This is a genomic window from Rhodococcus aetherivorans (assembly GCF_025722975.1).
Lineage (GTDB): Bacteria > Actinomycetota > Actinomycetes > Mycobacteriales > Mycobacteriaceae > Rhodococcus > Rhodococcus aetherivorans.
This window is the reverse complement of record NZ_CP106982.1, coordinates 2,222,801-2,239,941: the sequence shown is the minus strand read 5'-3', so window position 1 is coordinate 2,239,941 and position 17,141 is coordinate 2,222,801. Positions and strand designations below refer to the sequence as shown.

Annotated in this window: 14 protein-coding genes; 1 reads left to right on the top strand and 13 read right to left on the bottom strand. The window is 70.8% G+C overall.

All coding sequences use genetic code 11. From position 1 onward, the window contains the following. Positions 1-173: 173 nt before the first annotated feature. The 8 genes from OCS65_RS10405 to OCS65_RS10370 all read right to left on the bottom strand — a co-directional run bounded on the left by OCS65_RS10405 (position 174) and on the right by OCS65_RS10370 (position 9,782). Positions 174-521, bottom strand: a complete 348-nt coding sequence (locus tag OCS65_RS10405) for a hypothetical protein (RefSeq protein WP_006939718.1) — start codon at positions 519-521, stop codon at positions 174-176. 77 nt (positions 522-598) lie between these two features. Then, on the bottom strand, positions 599-2,563 hold the full coding sequence (locus OCS65_RS10400; RefSeq protein ID WP_231772649.1) for an acetoacetate--CoA ligase: 1,965 nt from the start codon (positions 2,561-2,563) through the stop codon (positions 599-601). After that, positions 2,560-3,402 (bottom strand): HpcH/HpaI aldolase/citrate lyase family protein, encoded by an 843-nt coding sequence (locus OCS65_RS10395; protein ID WP_168579864.1) that lies wholly within the window; start codon positions 3,400-3,402, stop codon positions 2,560-2,562. The genes OCS65_RS10400 and OCS65_RS10395 overlap by 4 nt, the downstream gene beginning before the upstream one ends. Positions 3,403-3,541: 139 nt before the next feature. Then, positions 3,542-4,420, bottom strand: coding sequence for an HpcH/HpaI aldolase/citrate lyase family protein (locus OCS65_RS10390; RefSeq protein ID WP_231772648.1), 879 nt, complete (start codon positions 4,418-4,420; stop codon positions 3,542-3,544). A 9-nt stretch (positions 4,421-4,429) separates the two neighbouring features. Beyond that, positions 4,430-4,924, bottom strand: coding sequence for a MaoC family dehydratase (locus tag OCS65_RS10385; protein WP_006947103.1), 495 nt, complete (start codon positions 4,922-4,924; stop codon positions 4,430-4,432). Beyond that, complete coding sequence (locus tag OCS65_RS10380; RefSeq protein ID WP_006947101.1) at positions 4,921-6,081, bottom strand: acyl-CoA dehydrogenase family protein; 1,161 nt, start codon at positions 6,079-6,081, stop codon at positions 4,921-4,923. Before OCS65_RS10380 ends, OCS65_RS10385 begins: the two co-directional genes overlap by 4 nt. Positions 6,082-6,090: 9 nt before the next feature. Continuing rightward, a complete protein-coding gene (locus OCS65_RS10375) occupies positions 6,091-8,163 on the bottom strand; it encodes an acetyl-CoA carboxylase biotin carboxylase subunit (RefSeq protein WP_080688580.1) in 2,073 nt (690 codons plus the stop codon). A gap of 11 nt (positions 8,164-8,174) precedes the next feature. Continuing rightward, on the bottom strand, positions 8,175-9,782 hold the full coding sequence (locus OCS65_RS10370) for a carboxyl transferase domain-containing protein (RefSeq protein WP_269151832.1): 1,608 nt from the start codon (positions 9,780-9,782) through the stop codon (positions 8,175-8,177). A 115-nt stretch (positions 9,783-9,897) separates the two neighbouring features. Between OCS65_RS10370 and OCS65_RS10365 the strand changes: the two genes are divergently transcribed. Next, entirely contained in the window at positions 9,898-10,536 is a 639-nt protein-coding gene (locus tag OCS65_RS10365) for an SACE_7040 family transcriptional regulator (RefSeq protein WP_231772647.1), read from the top strand. A 52-nt stretch (positions 10,537-10,588) separates the two neighbouring features. Here OCS65_RS10365 and OCS65_RS10360 read toward each other — a convergent pair whose 3' ends face one another. The 5 genes from OCS65_RS10360 to OCS65_RS10340 form a co-directional block, all read right to left on the bottom strand. Next, on the bottom strand, positions 10,589-10,855 hold the full coding sequence (locus OCS65_RS10360; RefSeq protein ID WP_231772646.1) for a GlsB/YeaQ/YmgE family stress response membrane protein: 267 nt from the start codon (positions 10,853-10,855) through the stop codon (positions 10,589-10,591). Positions 10,856-11,010: 155 nt separating this feature from the next. After that, positions 11,011-12,123 carry an NDMA-dependent alcohol dehydrogenase gene (locus OCS65_RS10355; protein WP_072635694.1) on the bottom strand — a complete coding sequence of 371 codons (1,113 nt, stop codon included), beginning with the start codon at positions 12,121-12,123 and terminating at the stop codon, positions 11,011-11,013. 34 nt (positions 12,124-12,157) lie between these two features. Then, a complete protein-coding gene (locus OCS65_RS10350; protein ID WP_006947089.1) occupies positions 12,158-13,657 on the bottom strand; it encodes an aldehyde dehydrogenase family protein in 1,500 nt (499 codons plus the stop codon). 100 nt (positions 13,658-13,757) lie between these two features. Next, positions 13,758-15,401: a sigma-54-dependent Fis family transcriptional regulator gene (locus OCS65_RS10345; protein WP_029544940.1), complete on the bottom strand. Its 1,644-nt coding sequence runs from the start codon at positions 15,399-15,401 to the stop codon at positions 13,758-13,760. Continuing rightward, positions 15,398-17,056 (bottom strand): AMP-binding protein, encoded by a 1,659-nt coding sequence (locus OCS65_RS10340; RefSeq protein ID WP_231772645.1) that lies wholly within the window; start codon positions 17,054-17,056, stop codon positions 15,398-15,400. Before OCS65_RS10340 ends, OCS65_RS10345 begins: the two co-directional genes overlap by 4 nt. Positions 17,057-17,141 lie beyond the last annotated feature (85 nt).

The following is a 17,141-nucleotide window of genomic DNA, read 5'->3' as shown; positions in this document are numbered from 1 at the left end:
ACGGCGCGAACGCCGCGAGACCCGCCGGGACAACGATCCCCCCGCCTGTCGGCGCGGAGCTGCCCGAGCAGGTTACTCGCCGGTCGCCTTCCGGCCGCGTGACTTGCGCACCGGACCAATCTACAGGGTCGGTAAGGTCGGCTTCATCTTCGCTGCCGGGGGTGTCGGAGCCGTCACCACAGCACGGCGATGACGACGTTGAGGACACCGAGAGCACCGGCCGCGTGTGCGAGGGCGGCGGTCGAGCCCGGGTTCTGCCGTTCCTTCTTCATGCCGACGATCGCGAGGACGAGGATGACGACGGCGACGACGAGCTTGATACCGATCTTCATGTGGTTCAGGTCGGCGTCGTTCGCCTCGTTGAGCCCGACCAGTGCGAGACCGGTCACCACCTGCAGGATCGCGCCGTGCAGCATGCCGGCCACCACGCGCGGTTCCTTGATCACGGCGAGCCAGGAGCCGATGATCCCGGCGAGGCCGATGAAGTGCAGGATGAGGAAGATCTTGATCGCGACGTCCATGCGGCCATCGGATCACCCGAGCAGGACGGATGTCCAATCAGGCTCACCCCACCGGATGCGCCGTCCGGTGACGCGGGTCACCGCGGCTCCTTCCGCTGCCCCGCGTACCAGTCGAGCAGCTCCGGCGCGTCGACCGCGCTGCGATCCACCGTGCGCGCCGCGTCGGCGCCCTGGAAGAGCCGCTTGATCGGCACCTCGAGCTTCTTGCCGGTGCGGGTGTGCGGCACACCGGGGGCGGCGACGATGTCGTCGGGGACGTGCCGCGGCGAGGCCTGCTCCCGGATGACCGCGCGGATCTTCTCCCGCAGCTCGTCGTCGAGCTCGACCCCGTCGGCGAGCACCACGAACAGCGGCATCCAGTAGCCGCCGTCCGGCTGCTCGGCGCCGATCACGAGCGCCTCGACGACCTCCGGGAGTTTCTCGACGGCCTGATAGATGTCGGCGCTGCCCATCCGGACGCCGTGCCGGTTGAGCGTCGAGTCGGAGCGCCCGTGCATCTCCACGGTCCCGCGCCCGGTGATCGTGATCCAGTCGCCGTGCCGCCACACCCCGGGATAGACGGAGAAGTACGCCTCGCGGTAGCGGTGCCCGTCCGGGTCGTTCCAGAAACGGACCGGCATCGACGGCATGGGTGCGGTCACCACGAGCTCCCCCACGTCGCCGCGGACCGGGCGGCCGTGTTCGTCGTACGCGTCGAGTGCGACGCCGAGGTACGGCACCGACAGCTCGCCCGGCCACACCGGGACGGTGCGCACCGCGCCGACGAAGGCCGACACCACGTCGGTGCCGCCGGTGATGGACATCACCGGGACGTGTTCGCCGACGTTCTCCGCCAGCCACCGCGACGAGGACGCGGGCAGCGTGGACCCGGTGACCCCGACGGCCCGCAACGCGGACAGGTCGTGGTCCCGCCGGGGTACGACGCCCGCCTTGATGCAGGCGAGCACGTAGCCGGGACTCGTGCCGAGGACGGTGACCCGTTCCTCCGCGGCGATCCGCCACAGCCGGTCGACCCGCGAGTGTGACGGGCTGCCGTCGTAGCAGACGATCGTGGCCCCGACGAGCAGCCCGGCCGCCTGGAAGTTCCACATCATCCAGCTCGGGCTGGTGTACCAGAGGAAGGTGTCGTCGGGCCCGAGGTCGGTGTGCAGCGAGACCGCCTTGAGATGCTCGAGCACCACCCCGCCGTGCCCGTGCACGATGCCCTTCGGCAGGCCGGTGGTCCCGGAGGAGAACACGACCCACAACGGATGGTCGAACGGCACCGGCTCGGGGTCGAGGGGTTGGGCCCCGACGGTCGCCGCCTCCCAGGTGAGCGCGCCTTCGAGGTCCTGCCGCGGACCACCGAGCCGGGGCACCACGACGGTCAGCGCCAGCGACGGCAACCCCTCCCGCAGCCGGCCGACCGCCTCGGCGCGGGGGTGGGTGCGGCCGGCGAACCGGTAGCCGTCGGCGGTGATCAGGGCAGCGGGGTCGAGTTGCCCGAGCCGGTCCAGGGCTGCGGGGGCCGAGTAGTCCTGGCCGCAGGCCGCCCACACGGCGCCGATGCTCGCGGTGGCGAGCAGCGCGACCACGGCCTCCGGGATGTTCGGCAGGTAGCCGACGACGCGGTCACCGACGCCGATGCCGTGCTCGCGCAGCGTGGCGGCCAGCGCGGCCGCCTGCCTGCGCAGTTCGGCCCAGCCCAGCTCGGTGCGTTCCCCGTCCTCGCCGACGTACACGATCGCCGGGCGGTCGTCGCGCGCGTGCCGCAGGGCCTGCTCCACGTAGTTCAGTCGCGCCCCGGGGAACCAGACCGCCCCGGGCATCGAGGCGTCGGCCAGCGCCGGTCCCGGATCGGTGCGCGACCGCACGTCGAACCAGTCCCACACGTCCTGCCAGAACCGCCCGAGGTCGTCGACGGACCACCGCCACAGAGCGTGGTAGTCGGGAAGAGAGAGGCCGTGGCGCTGCTCGACCCACCGGGTGAAGGCGGTGATGCGGGCGTCGGCGACGTCCTGTTCGGTGGGGGTCCACTGCGGCGGCACCGGGGTGTCGGTCATGCCGTCGCACCCCCTCGGTGATCGCCCGAGCGGGCCTCGACGGAGCGGTGCAGGATCTGCTCCGCGTGCCGCAGCACCGGCGCGTCGACCATCCGGCCCTCGAACTGGAACACCCCCCGCTCCTCCGGCACCGCCGCCAGCACCCGCCGCGCCCACGCCACATCCTCCGCGCTCGGCGCGTACGCGGACCGGATCACCGCCACCTGACCGGGGTGGATCGCCACCTTCGCATCGAACCCGACCGCCACCGCGTCCAGCGCCTCCGCCCGCAACCCGTCGTGATCCCTGATGTTCAGATACACCGAGTCCAGGGCGAACCGCCCGTACGCCTTCGCCGCCAGCAACGCCTGCGACCGCACGTGCCGCGCCACGTCCCGATACGTCCCGTCGCCCCGGCGGGACGACTGCCCACCCAGGCCGACCACGAGATCCTCCGCACCCCACATCAGACCGACCGTGCCCGCCGCCAGGGCGATCTCGTCGACCTTCAACGCCCCCAGCGGGGACTCGATCAGCGCGATCACCTCCCGCGGCGCCAGCGACGTCACCTGCTGCGCCGACTCGCACTTGGCCGGCATCACCCGCATGTAGTCGGTGGCCGCCAGCGCCTTCAGGTCCGCCTCGTGCTCGTCGGTGCCGACGGGGTTGACCCGCACCACCGTCCGGGCCGGATCGAGCAGGGTGTCCTGCAGGCACCGGCGCGCGTAGTCCTTGTCCCCCGGCGCCACCCCGTCCTCGAGATCGAGGATCACCACATCCGCCGTCGCGGCCGCCTTACCGAACCGCTCCGGACGATCGGCCGGACAGAACAACCACGCCGGGCCGCCGACGCTGTACATAGAGACCTCCTCGATCGGGTGATCTCTTCGATGATGCGGCCCGGGCACCGCACTGTCAGCACAATCGTGACCCGAGCGCGGGACGGGTGGTCGTCCGCGCGGGAATTCCGCGCGGACGACCGGCAAGAGCGCGGATCCGTCAGGCGCCGGCCGCTGCCTCCGACTGCCCGGCCGCTGCCTCCGACTGCCCGGCCGCTGCCTCCGACTGCACCGAGCGGTGCAGGATCTGCTCCGCGTGCCGCAGCACCGGCGCGTCGACCATCCGGCCCTCGAACTGGAACACCCCCCGCTCCTCCGGCACCGCCGCCAGCACCCGCCGCGCCCACGCCACATCCTCCGCGCTCGGCGCGTACGCGGACCGGATCACCGCCACCTGACCGGGGTGGATCGCCACCTTCGCATCGAACCCGACCGCCACCGCGTCCAGCGCCTCCGCCCGCAACCCGTCGTGATCCCTGATGTTCAGATACACCGAGTCCAGGGCGAACCGCCCGTACGCCTTCGCCGCCAGCAACGCCTGCGACCGCACGTGCCGCGCCACGTCCCGATACGTCCCGTCGCCCCGGCGGGACGACTGCCCACCCAGGCCGACCACGAGATCCTCCGCACCCCACATCAGACCGACCGTGCCCGCCGCCAGGGCGATCTCGTCGACCTTCAACGCCCCCAGCGGGGACTCGATCAGCGCGATCACCTCCCGCGGCGCCAGCGACGTCACCTGCTGCGCCGACTCGCACTTGGCCAGCATCACGCGGGAATAGGGGGTCTTCGCGAGGGACTCGAGATCGGCGAGGTGGTCGGCCGTGCCGGCCGGGTTGAGCCGCACCACCGTCCGGGCCGGATCGAGCAGGGTGTCCTGCAGGCACCGGCGCGCGTAGTCCTTGTCCCCCGGCGCCACCCCGTCCTCGAGATCGAGGATCACCACATCCGCCGTCGCGGCCGCCTTACCGAACCGCTCCGGACGATCGGCCGGACAGAACAACCACGCCGGACCACCCACGGAGTCGACGGAACCCATGCTTGTCCCCTATCCCTTCTGCGTGTCGTCGGCGGGCCGGCATTGCACGAGTGTCTGGCGCACCGCGACCGCGACGACGTCGCCGTGCTGGTTGCGGGCCGTGTGCTCGAGCGTGACGATCCCCTGCCCCGGACGGGACTTGGACTCGCGCTTGTCGGTGACCAGGGTCTCGGCGTACAGGGTGTCGCCGTGGCGGACCGGCGCGGGGAACTTGATCTCCGAGAAGCCGAGGTTGGCGACGATCGTGCCCTGGGTCAGCTGCGCCACCGACAATCCGACGAGGGTGGACAGGGTGAACATCGAATTCACCAGGCGCTCACCGAATTCGGTGCCCTCACTGTAGGCGGCGTCGAGGTGCAGCGCCTGCGTGTTCATCGTCATCGTGGTGAACGCGACGTTGTCGGCCTCGGTGACGGTGCGCCCGGGGCGGTGCTCGTAGACCGTGCCGACCTCGAACTCCTCGAACCACAGTCCCCGCTGGGTGACGCGTCGCTGAGCGCTCACAGGCCGAGCTCCCGCGCCACGAGCATGAGCTGGACCTCGGTGGTGCCCTCGCCGATCTCGAGGATCTTGCTGTCCCGGTAGTGCCGGGCCACCGCGTACTCGTTCATGAAGCCGTAGCCGCCGTGGATCTGCGTCGCGTCGCGCGCGTTGTCCATCGCCGCTTCCGACGCGACCAGCTTGGCGATGGCAGCCTGCTTCTTGAACGGCTTGCCCGCCAGCATGAGGGCCGCGGCGTCGTAGTAGGCGGCGCGGGCGGCATGGGCCCGTGCCTCCATCCGGGCGATCTTGAAGGCGATCGCCTGGTTCCGGCCGATGGGACGGCCGAACGCCTCGCGCTCCTTCGCGTACTTGACGGACTCGTCGACGCAGCCCTGCGCCGCGCCGGTGGACAGGGCGGCGATCGCGATGCGGCCCTCGTCGAGGATGCGCAGGAAGTTCGCGTAGCCGCGGCCGCGCTCGCCGAGCAGGTTCTCCGCCGGCACCCGCACGTCGGTGAAGCTCAGCGGGTGGGTGTCCGAGGCGTTCCAGCCGACCTTGTTGTAGGCGGGCTCGGCGACGAAGCCGGGCGTGTCGGTGGGCACGACGATCGTGGAGATCTCCTTCTTGCCGTCGCGTTCGCCGGTGACGGCGGTGACGGTCACGATCTCGGTGATGTCGGTGCCGGAGTTGGTGATGAACTGCTTGCTGCCGTTGATGATCCACTGGTCACCGTCGAGCTTGGCGGTGGTCTTGGTGCCGCCGGCGTCGCTGCCGGCGCCGGGCTCGGTCAGGCCGAACGCGCCCAGCGCCCGTCCCGCGGCGAGCTGCGGCAGCCACTTCTGCTTCTGCTCCTCGGTGCCGAAGCGGTAGATCGGCATCGCGCCGAGCGAGACGCCGGCCTCGAGGGTGATGGCCACGGACTGGTCGACCTTGCCGAGTTCCTCGAGCGCGAGGCACAGCGCGAAGTAGTCTCCGCCCTGCCCGCCGTACTCCTCGGGGAACGGCAGCCCGAACAGGCCGAGGTCGGCCATGCCCGCGACGACCTCGTACGGGAACGTGTGGTTGGCGTCGTGCTCGGCGGCGACGGGTGCGACGACGGTCTGCGCGAAGTCGGCGACGGTGTTCTTCAGGTCCCGGTAGTCCTCGGGAAGCTGTCCGGTGGAGAGGTAGTCGGTCATCGGGGTGTCCTAGCTGTCGGTGGTGTCGGTGGGGGCGGGAACGGAGTGGGTGGGAACTCCGCTGCCGGGGACGACGCGGGCGAGGAGCTGGTCGACCTTGACCTGGTCGCCGGGGGCGACGAGGAGTTCGACGGTGCCGTCGACGGGCGTGGTCAGGGCGTGTTCCATCTTCATCGCCTCGACGACGACGACGGTGCTGCCGGCGGTGACGGTGGCACCGTTCTCGACGGGGACGGCGATGACGGTGCCGGGCATCGGGCTGGTCAGCTCGGCCTCGCCGGCGTGGGCGTCGGCGTCGCGGATGTTCGGTTCGCGGGCCTCGCGCACCGGCCAGGTGCCGCCGTCACCGGCGAGCCACAGCTGCCCGTCGCCCTCGGCGACGAGGAACTCCGAGCGCACCCCGTCGAGGGTGACGGCGAGGCGGCCGGCGTCGAGCCGGGCGGTGAGTGCCCGCTCGGGGCCGTCCTCGATCCGGGCGGTGGCGGCCTCCGGGGTGCCGGTGAGGTGCACGTGATCGGTGCGGGTGGGGGTCTGCAGCCGCACGGTGGTCGGCGCGGGTCCTCCGACCCGCCAGCCGGTGGGCCGGTCCCACGGGTCCACTGCCGACGTCGTGGACGTCGCGGGCCAGCGGCGCAGCCAGCGGTGCGCGGCCGCGGCGACGAGCACCGCGTCGGGGGTGTCCGGGGCGGTGTAGTCGTCGAGGCGGCGATCGAGCAGCCCGGTGTCGAGGTTGCCGGCCTGCACGTCGGGATCGGCGAGCAGGAAGCGGGCGAAGTCGATGTTGGTGACCACCCCGAGGACCGCGGTCTCGGCCAAGGCCCGGTCGAGCCGGCGCAGCGCGGCGGCGCGGTCGGGTCCGTGCGCGATCACCTTCGACAGCATCGGGTCGTAGTCGCTGCCGACGACCGTGCCCACCTCGAGCCCGGAGTCGACGCGGATGCCCACCCCGGTGCCGGCCTGGTTGGCGGGTTCGTCGAGCCCGACGACGGTGCCGCCGGTAGGCAGGAATCCGCGGGCGGGGTCCTCGGCGTAGACGCGGGCCTCGATCGCGTGCCCGGTCAGGGTGATGTCGTCCTGTTCGAAGCCGAGCGCCTCGCCGGCGGCGACGCGCACCTGCCACTCCACCAGGTCCAGTCCGGTGACCAGTTCGGTGACGGGGTGCTCGACCTGCAGGCGGGTGTTCATCTCCATGAAGAAGAACTCGTCCGGCGCGTCCGCGGAGACGATGAACTCCACCGTGCCGGCGCCGGTGTAGTCGACGCTGCGGGCGGTGTTGCACGCGGCCTGCCCGATCCGGGCGCGAGTGGCCTCGTCGAGCAGCGGCGACGGGGCCTCCTCGATCACCTTCTGGTGGCGGCGCTGCAGGCTGCACTCACGCTCGCCGAGATGGACGACGTTGCCGTGGGTGTCGGCGAGGATCTGCACCTCGATGTGCCGCGGGCGCTGCACGAACCGTTCGAGGAACAGGGTGTCGTCACCGAACGCGGAGGCCGCCTCGCGCCGCGCGGAGGCGAGCGCCTCGGCGAGCTGACCGGATTCGGTGACCAGGCGCATGCCCTTGCCGCCGCCGCCGGCGGACGGCTTGATCAGCACCGGGTACCCGATGTCGCCGGCCGCGGCGATCAGCTCGTCGTCGGTCAGGCCGGGCCGGGAGATGCCCGGCACGACCGGGACGTCGAACGCGGCGACGGCGTTCTTGGCGGTGATCTTGTCGCCCATGACCTCGATGGCCTTGGCGGGCGGGCCGAGGAACACGATCCCGGCGTCGGCGCAGGCCTGCGCGAAGCCCGAGTTCTCGGACAGGAAGCCGTAACCGGGGTGGATCGCCTGCGCACCGGTGCGCCGGGCCGCGTCGATCACCTTGGCGATGTCGAGGTAGCTCTCGCGCGCGGCGGCGGGGCCGAGGCGCACCGCGGTGTCAGCCTCACGCACGTGCCGGGCGCCGGCGTCGGCGTCGCTGTACACGGCGACGGACCGGATGCCCATGCGGCGCAGGGTCCGGATCACCCGGACCGCGATCTCCCCGCGGTTGGCCACCAGTACGGTATGGAACATCCCGGCTCGGCCGGTGGTATCGAACATGTTCATGTGCCTCACATCCGGAAGACGCCGTAGGAGACCGGCTCGAGGGGTGCGTTCGCGCACGCCGACAGGGCCAGGCCGAGAACTTCCCGCGTGTCGGCGGGATCGATGATGCCGTCGTCCCACAGCCGCGCGGTCGAGTAGTAGGGGTTGCCCTGGTGCTCGTACTGCGCGCGGATCGGCGCCTTGAACGCCTCCTCCTGCTCGGCGGTCCACGGGGTGCCGGACGCGTCGAGCTGTTCCGAACGCACCGTCGCCAGGACGGAGGCGGCCTGCTCGCCGCCCATCACCGAGATGCGGGCGTTGGGCCACATCCACAGGAAGCGCGGCGCGTACGCCCGCCCGCACATCGAGTAGTTGCCGGCGCCGTAGGAGCCGCCGACGACGACGGTCAGCTTCGGCACCCGCGCGCACGCGACGGCGGTGACCATCTTGGCGCCGTGCTTGGCGATGCCGCCGGCCTCGTAGTCCCGGCCGACCATGAAGCCGGAGATGTTCTGCAGGAACAGCAGCGGGATCGAGCGCTTGTCGCACAGCTCGATGAAATGGGCGCCCTTCTGGGCGGATTCACCGAACAGCACGCCGTTGTTGGCGACGATGCCGACCGGGTGGCCGTGGATCCGGGCGAAGCCGGTGACCAGGGTCTTGCCGTACTCGGCCTTGAACTCGGAAAAGCTCGAGCCGGGCCCGGCGGGGTCGCCGTCGACGATGCGCTCGATGACCTCGTGCACGTCGTAGGGGGTGCGCGGGTCGGTGGGCACCACGTCGTACAGCTCGGCCGGATCCGCGGCGGGCGCGAAGGTCGGCGCCACGTCCCACGGCCGGGGGTTGCGGGGCCCGAACGTGGCGACGATGTCGCGCACCCTGTTCAGCGCGTCGCGGTCGTCCTCGGCGAGATGGTCGGTGACACCGGAGACCTTCGAGTGCAGGTCGCCGCCGCCGAGTTCCTCCGCGGTGACGACCTCGCCGGTGGCGGCCTTCACCAGCGGCGGGCCGCCGAGGAAGATGGTGCCCTGGTTGCGGACGATGACGGCCTCGTCGCTCATCGCGGGCACGTAGGCGCCGCCGGCGGTGCACGAGCCCAGCACCGCGGCGATCTGCGGGATCCCCTTGGCGCTCATGGTGGCCTGGTTGTAGAAGATGCGGCCGAAGTGCTCGCGGTCGGGGAACACCTCGTCCTGCCGCGGCAGGAACGCCCCGCCGGAGTCGACCAGGTAGAGGCAGGGCAGCTGGTTCTGCAGCGCGATCTCCTGCGCCCGCAGGTGCTTCTTGACCGTGATCGGGTAGTAGGTGCCGCCCTTGACGGTGGCGTCGTTGGCGACGATCACGCACTCACGGCCGGACACCCGGCCGATGCCGGCGATGATGCCCGCGCCCGGGCACTCGTCGTCGTACATGCCGTTCGCGGCCAGCGGCGCGATCTCGAGAAACGCGCTGCCGGGGTCGAGCAGGGCGTCGACGCGGTCCCGGGGCAGCAGCTTGCCGCGGGCGACGTGCCGATCCCGCGCCTTCTCACTGCCGCCGAGGGCGGCGGTCGCGAGCTTGTCGCGCAGCTCGGCGACCAGCTGGACGTGCTGGTCGCGGTAGGTCCGCGGAGCGGTCGTTGGGGGGGTTGTCACAGTACCGTCCTCGCCATGGGGGTGAACGCCTGAGTTAATACTCGATAACTGAAAATAAGGTTAGCTGTGATTAACTGAGTTGTCCAGACCACATCAGGAAGGAAGGGTGCGGCCGATGACCGAGCTGAAGCCGGACACCGACGAGCAGCTGCTCACCGCGCGCGGCCGGGCCAAGGCCGACCGGCGGCGGCAACTGCTGCAGGCCGCGGCACGGCTCGTCGCCGAGCGCGGCTTCAACGGCGTGCGCCTCGAGGATCTCGGCGCGGCGGTGGGCATCAGCGGTCCCGCCGTCTACCGGCACTTCCCCAACAAGGACGCGCTGCTCGTCGAACTCCTGGTCGACATCAGCCGCCGCCTGCTGGCGGGCGGTACCGACGTGATCGACCACACCGACGAGCCCCGGCGCGCACTCGACCGGCTCGTGGACTTCCACCTCGACTTCGCGCTCGGGGAGCCGGACCTGATCCGCGTCCAGGACCGGGAGCTGCAGTCCCTCCCGGAGGACGCCCGCCGGGAGGTGCGCCAGACCCAGCGGCGGTACGTCGAGCTGTGGGTGGGCGTGCTGCGCCGGCTCGACCCCGTCCTGGGGGAGTCCGACGCTCGGACCATGGCCCACGCGGCGTTCGGGCTCATCAACTCGACGCCGCACAGCGCCGACCGGGCCTCTCCCGCGGCGACCCGGGCGGTCCTGCGGCGCATGACCCTGGCCGCGCTCGGTGCCGATCGGCCGGGCACCGCGGCCTCCGGGACCTGAACAGACACGGGACCCCGTCCGGATCTCCGGACGGGGTCCCGTTTCGCCGCTGTTACCGGACCCTGCTCCTCGTCATGGAGGTGTAGGCCAGCGTCAGCACCGCGGCCACGGCGATACTGATGATCCAGCGGATCCAGTCGATACCCTCGGTGTCGCCCTGGTCGCTGATCATGCCCCAGATCCAGTAGCCGAGCAGGGCACCGATGATGCCGATGACGATGGTGATGAGCCATCCCATCGACTGCTTCCCCGGTATCACCAGGCGTGCGAGCACACCGATGACCGCGCCGAAGATGATCGTGCCGATGATTTCTCCCATCACGGGCTCCTCTCTCGGAACATCGAACCGTGGGGACGGTATGCCACAGGGTGCGCGGAATATGCGCACTTCGGGTGAATTCCGGTGAATCTTCTGCAAAAAGTTGCGCGGTCCCGGAGGTGCGCCCCGCCCGGCGGGCGAGGCGCACCCCACGATCAGGCGTCGTGGACGATGACGCCGCGGATGTTCTTGCCGTCCCGCAGGTCCTGGTAGCCCTGGTTGACCTCCTCCAGGCTGTAGCGGTGGGTGACCAGCTCGTCGAGCTTCAGCTGGCCGGCATCGTAGAGCCGCAGCAGCCGCACGATGTCGTACTGCGGGTTCGCCGAACCGAACAGCGAGCCCTTGATGGTCTTCTGGAACAGGGTCAGTTCCGTTCCGGACACGTGCACGGTCAGCTTCTCGGGATTGGCCAGGCCGGTGATGACGACGGTGCCGCCCTTGCCCACGATCGAGGTGGCCGCCGAGACGACCTCCTCGTCGACGGTGCCGACGAGGATCAGGGCGGCGTCGGCGCCCTGGCCCCAGCTCAGCTCGTTGACCTTCTCGGCCGCCTCGGCGGCACTCGCGAAGGCGTGCGTGGCACCGAACTTCAGGGCGGTCTCGCGCTTGAACTCCACCGGGTCGACGACCACGACGTACTTGGCGCCCGCGTGCACGGCACCCTGGACGGCATTGACACCGAGGCCGCCGATGCCGTAGATCACGACGATGTCCCCGGCACGGACATCCCCGGCGTACACCGCGGTGCCCCAACCGGACGGCACACCGCAGCCGACGAGCACGGCGGTCTCGAGCGGGAGCCAGTCGTCGACCTTGACCACCGAGTGCTGCGAGATGGTGGCGCGTTCGGCGAACGTGCCGAGCATGCACATCGCGCCGAAGTCGGTGCCGCCGGAGTGGAACCGGAACGAGCCGTCCGGCATGCAGCCCTCGAGGATGGTGGCGCCCATGTCGCACAGGTTCTGCCGGCCCGTCGAACAGTACCGGCAGGTGCCGCAGTTCGGGATGAAGCTGCACACCACGTGGTCACCGGGCTTGACCTTGGTGACGCCGGGGCCGACCTCCTCGATGATGCCGGAACCCTCGTGGCCACCGACGATCGGGAAGCGCGGGGGCAGGTCCCCGTCGGTCAGGTGCAGGTCCGAGTGGCACAGGCCCGCCGCGGTGTACTTGATCAGCACCTCGCCTGGGCCCGGGCCGTCGAGGTCGAGTTCCATGATCTCGAACGGCTTGCCGGTCTCGAGCAGGACTGCGGCTTTGGTCTTCATCGTTGTTCTCCTTGAGGGTGGCGGGTGACGGGGGTCAGAGGGCGATGTTCACGGCCTTGGTCTGGGTGTAGAGGTCCAGCGCTCCCGCGCCGAGCTCGCGTCCCCACCCGGACTGCTTGAACCCGCCGAACGGCATCGCGGTGTCGAAGCCGTTGTACTGGTTGATCCACACCGAACCGGCCTTGAGCCGCCGCGCGGTGCGGTGCGCCTTCGACAGGTCCCGGGTCCAGATGCCGGCGGCCAGCCCGTAGATCGAGTCGTTGGCCGCGGCGGTGATGCCCTCGTCGGCGTCGAACGGCATGGCGGCGACGACGGGACCGAAGATCTCCTCGCGCACCACGCTGAAGTCGGGCTGCACGTCCACCAGCACGGTCGGTTCGACGAAGAAGCCCTTGTCGCCCCAGCGCTTTCCGCCGGTGAGGGCGCGTGCCCCGTCGGTCAGGCCCTGGCGCAGGTAGCCGGTGACCCGGTCCAGCTGCTCCTGGGAGACCAGCGGGCCGAGCTGGGTGGCCGGGTCGAGGCCGGGGCCGATCTTCACCTTGCTCGCCGCCTCCGCGACGGCCTCGGTGAACTTCTCGAAGATGGGACGCTCGACGAACAACCGGGTGCCGGCGACGCAGCACTGGCCGTGGTTGAACAGCCACGCATCGAGCGATCCGGCGACGGCGGCGTCGAAATCGGCGTCGGCGAAGACGATGTTCGGGCTCTTGCCGCCGAGTTCGAGAGAGACCTTCTTCAGGTTTCCCTTGGCGGCGTCGACGACCTTCTTGCCCACCTCGGTGGACCCGGTGAAGGCGATCTTGTCGACGTCGTCGTGGGCGGCGAGCGCGGCGCCGGCGTCGCCGAAGCCGGGCACGATGTTCACCACGCCGGGCGGGAAGCCGGCCTCCTCGAAGATCTCGGCGAGCAGCAGCGCCGTGAGCGGAGTCTGCTCTGCGGGCTTGAGGATGACCGTGTTGCCGGCGGCCAGGGCCGGCGCGAGCTTGAACGCGGCCATCAGCAGCGGGAAGTTCCAGGGCACGATGAGCCCGCACACGCCCACCGGCTCGCGCAGCGTGTAGGCGTGGAACTCACCGCCGGGCACGAACGGCATCGTGACGTTGACCGTGCTGCCCTCGATCTTGGTGGCCCACCCGGCGTAGTAGCGGAAGATGTCCGCCGACCACGCCGTGTCCACGGCCGCGGCGATCACGGCGGACTTGCCGTTGTCGAGGGCCTCGAGCTGGCCGAACTCCTCGGCACGTTCGGTGAGCAGATCACCGACCCGCCAGATCATGCGCTCGCGCTCGGCGGCCTTCATGGTCGGCCAGGGGCCCTCGTCGAACGCCTTGCGGGCGGCCCGCACGGCCCGGTCGACGTCCTCGGCGGCGCCGTGGGCGACGTCGGTGAGCTTGTCCCCGGTCGCGGGATCGTAGGTCGCGAAGACGCGGCCCGAGGCGGCGTCGACCCATTCGCCGCCGATGTAGAGCTGCCTGGTCCCGGAGAGAAACTCCCGGACCCGCGGAGCGACGGTGTGCTCGGCAACAGCTGTCATGCCCAACCTCCTGAAGTAGTGTGACACGGGTCATACTGCTTCGGGCAGGCCCGCGGGAACTGTTCAAGGATTGGACAGTGCGCACATGCGCATACGACGGTCAGCCGGCGATGCCGAGTGCGCGGATCCTGCTGTAGAGGGTGGTGCGGCTGATGCCGAGCCGCGCCGCGGCGTGCACCTTGTTGCCGCCGCTCTCGCGCAGCGCCTCGATGATGGCCTCCCGCTCGGCGCGCTCGCGCCCGCCCAGGCGCGAGACCCGGCTCGTCGCGCGGTACTCGACCGGCAGATCCTCCACCCGCACCGGCAGCGGGGACTCCCGCTCCGGGATGGCGGCCAGCACCGCCCGCAGCTCGGCGAGGTTGCCGGGCCACGAGCGTTCCGACAGCGCCGTCAGGGCACTGGGGCCCAGGCGCAGGTCCGGCCGGTCGAGTTCCCGGGCCAGCGCGGAGGCCAGGTCGCCGAGTTCCCGGATCCGTTGCCGCAGCGCGGGCACCCGGACCTGACCGGGGCAGCGCGCCAACAGTTCTCGCACCGTCGGGCGGACGTCGTCCAGGGGGTCCGCGGTGAGCACGAGGCGGGCCGCGGCCGGGTCGGAGAGCATCGACGAGAGCAGCGCCAGCACCGGATCCGGCGCCAGGTGCACGTGTTCGACGACCACGACGCCGCCGTCCGCCGCAGCGGCGACCGACAGCAGCCCGGCCGCCCACTCGTGTTCGCCCTCGCCGACGATCCGGGCGGCGTCGAGGAAGGTGACGGTGTCACGTACGAGTTCCCTTGCGGCCCAGGTCCGTCCGCTCCCCGGCTCGCCGAGGATCGCCACGCCACCGGTGCGCTCGCGCAGCCGTCCGAGCCGCTGCCGCAGCCGCGTCGTCGCGTCCTGCGCGACGTCGCTGCGGGGCACGGGTTCCCGCGCGGCGGCGGCGTCGAGCAGGAACAGCGCCCCGCTGCCGATGCCCGGGATGCGGTCGATCCGCAACCGGGTGCGCCCGCCGGCGGACAACGCGAAGTCCATCGTGCGGGACTCCCCCGCCGGCAGGTCGACCGCGATCGCGCGCAGCGCCGCGTGGTCGGCGGGCACGAGCAGTTCCACGGCGGCCTTGTTGGTGAGCATGATGTCCTCACCCATGGCCGCGACCGCGACGCCGCGCTGCTGCGCGGCCCGCTGGAACGCATCGACCACCCGCCGGTCCGATTCGCGGGCCCCCTCGAGCAACCGCGCCTCGATGTCGCGGGCCGCGCGGGCGAGGAACGGCACGAACAGCGGATTGGCGATCTTGCCGGCGGCGGTGATGTCGAGGATGCCTTCGATGCGGCGGGTGACGGGATGCACGAGGGGGTGCCCGTAGCAGCTGAAGTCCTTGAGGGACTCGAGGTAGTGCTCCTCGCCGTGCACCACGAGGCTCTGCCGCACCTCGAACGGGGTGCCGAGAGCGTTGGTGCCGTAGGTGTCCTCGCTCAGGGTCGCGCCGGGGACCACGCCGATCTCCTCCATGGCGCGCTGCATGGGTGCCGCGTCGAACAGCCGGGCCACGATCCGGCAGTCCCGGTCCACGAGGAGGATGCAGCAGCCCGTGCCGGCGAGCTGCGTGCGCAGCTCGTCGAGCACCGGCCGGGCGGCGTCGAGCAGCCGCCCGGCCGCGTCCGAGGGGCCCAGCAGGGTCGGCTCGGGGAGCCGTCCCGGGTCGATCCCGCTCAACTGCGAGCGTTTCCAGGACAGCGCGATCTCCGGCCGCAGACCGTTCACCCCCGCTCGGCCTCCCCGAGCAGGGCCGTGGACAGCTCCCGCATCTCGACCTTGCGGATCTTGCCGGTGACCGTCATCGGGAACTCGTCGACGATGTGCACGTAGCGGGGGATCTTGTAGTGCGCGAGCTTGCCCGTGCAGTACTCGCGCAGCGACTGCGCGTCGAGCGGCGCCGCCCCCTCCCGCATCCGGATCCACACCATGAGCTCCTCCCCGTACTTCTCGTCGGGCACGCCGACGACCTGCGCGTCGAGAATGTCCGGGTGGGTGTAGAGGAACTCCTCGATCTCCCGCGGGTAGATGTTCTCGCCACCACGGATGACCATGTCCTTGATGCGGCCGGTGACCGAGACGTACCCGTCGGCGTCCATGACGCCGATGTCGCCGGTGTGCATCCACCGGGCCTTGTCGATGGCCTCGGCGGTCTTGTCGGGCTGGTTCCAGTAGCCGAGCATCACCGAGTAGCCGCGGGTGCACAGCTCGCCCGGTTCACCGCGCGGGACGGTCAGGCCCGTGGCCGGGTCGACGATCTTGACCTCGAGGTGCGGGCCGACGCGGCCGACGGTGGACACGCGCTGGTCGATGGTGTCGTCGCTGCGGGTCTGCAGGGACACCGGCGAGGTCTCGGTCATGCCGTAGCAGATGGAGACCTCGGTCATGCCCATCCGCTCGATGACCTGCTTCATCACCTCGACCGGGCACGGGGAGCCGGCCATGATGCCGGTCCGCAGGCTCGACAGGTCGTGGGTCTCGAAGGAGGGGTCGGCGAGTTCGGCGATGAACATCGTCGGCACCCCGTACAGGGAGGTGCAGCGCTCCTCGGCGACGGCGGCCAGGGTCTGGGCCGGGTCGAAGGCGGGTCCCGGGATGACCATCGTCGCGCCGTGGCTGGTGCAGGCCAGGTTGCCCATGACCATGCCGAAGCAGTGGTAGAAGGGCACCGGGATGCACACCTTGTCGTTCTCGGTGTAGTGGCACAGCTCGCCGACGAAGAATCCGTTGTTGAGGATGTTGTGGTGGCTGAGGGTGGCGCCCTTGGGGAATCCGGTGGTGCCGGACGTGTACTGGATGTTGATCGGATCGTCGGCCGACAGGTCACGCTGGGCGGCGTCGAGCCGGGTGCGGTCGTCGGCGAGTGCGGCGCGTCCGGACTCGGCGAGTTCGTCCCATTCGGGGTATCCGAGCAGCACCACGTGCTCGAGGTCCGGGCAGTCGCCGCGCACCTCGGAGATCATTGCGGCGTAGTCGGACGTCTTGAAACTCGGCGCGGAGATCAGCATCCGGATCCCGGCCTGGGTGAGCACGTACTGCAGTTCGTGCGAGCGGTAGGCGGGGTTGATGTTGACCAGGATCGCGCCGATCTTCGCGGTGGCGTACTGGACGAACACCCACTCCGCCCGGTTCGGCGCCCAGATGCCCACCCGGTCGCCCTTGCCGATGCCGGCCCGCAGCAGACCGAGCGCGAGGGCGTCGACCTCCGCGGCGAGTTCGGTGTAGGTCCAGCGCCGGCCGGCGGCGCGGTCGACGAGCGCGTCCCGCTCGCCGTGCCGGGCGACGGTGCGGTCGAAGTTGTCGCCGATCGTGTCCCCCAGCAGCGGGGTGTTCCACGCCCCCGAGGTGTAGCTGGGCAGTTCGGGTGTGGCGAAACCGGTCATGGGTGCTCCTGCAGTGTGCGCGGCCCGGGGCGAGCGAGGGGATCTCGTGGACTCGTCCACCATGCTCGCCGATCCGGCGCCGCAG

What these genes read in the sequence shown, in the direction of transcription:
- OCS65_RS10405 (WP_006939718.1), bottom strand. Translation starts at nt 521, where the DNA reads ATGGACGTCGCGATCAAGATCTTCCTCATCCTGCACTTCATCGGCCTC.
- OCS65_RS10400 (WP_231772649.1), bottom strand. Translation starts at nt 2,563, where the DNA reads ATGACCGACACCCCGGTGCCGCCGCAGTGGACCCCCACCGAACAGGAC.
- OCS65_RS10395 (WP_168579864.1), bottom strand. Translation starts at nt 3,402, where the DNA reads ATGTACAGCGTCGGCGGCCCGGCGTGGTTGTTCTGTCCGGCCGATCGT.
- OCS65_RS10390 (WP_231772648.1), bottom strand. Translation starts at nt 4,420, where the DNA reads ATGGGTTCCGTCGACTCCGTGGGTGGTCCGGCGTGGTTGTTCTGTCCG.
- OCS65_RS10380 (WP_006947101.1), bottom strand. Translation starts at nt 6,081, where the DNA reads ATGACCGACTACCTCTCCACCGGACAGCTTCCCGAGGACTACCGGGAC.
- OCS65_RS10375 (WP_080688580.1), bottom strand. Translation starts at nt 8,163, where the DNA reads ATGTTCGATACCACCGGCCGAGCCGGGATGTTCCATACCGTACTGGTG.
- OCS65_RS10365 (WP_231772647.1), top strand. Translation starts at nt 9,898, where the DNA reads ATGACCGAGCTGAAGCCGGACACCGACGAGCAGCTGCTCACCGCGCGC.
- OCS65_RS10360 (WP_231772646.1), bottom strand. Translation starts at nt 10,855, where the DNA reads ATGGGAGAAATCATCGGCACGATCATCTTCGGCGCGGTCATCGGTGTG.
- OCS65_RS10355 (WP_072635694.1), bottom strand. Translation starts at nt 12,123, where the DNA reads ATGAAGACCAAAGCCGCAGTCCTGCTCGAGACCGGCAAGCCGTTCGAG.
- OCS65_RS10350 (WP_006947089.1), bottom strand. Translation starts at nt 13,657, where the DNA reads ATGACAGCTGTTGCCGAGCACACCGTCGCTCCGCGGGTCCGGGAGTTT.
- OCS65_RS10340 (WP_231772645.1), bottom strand. Translation starts at nt 17,056, where the DNA reads ATGACCGGTTTCGCCACACCCGAACTGCCCAGCTACACCTCGGGGGCG.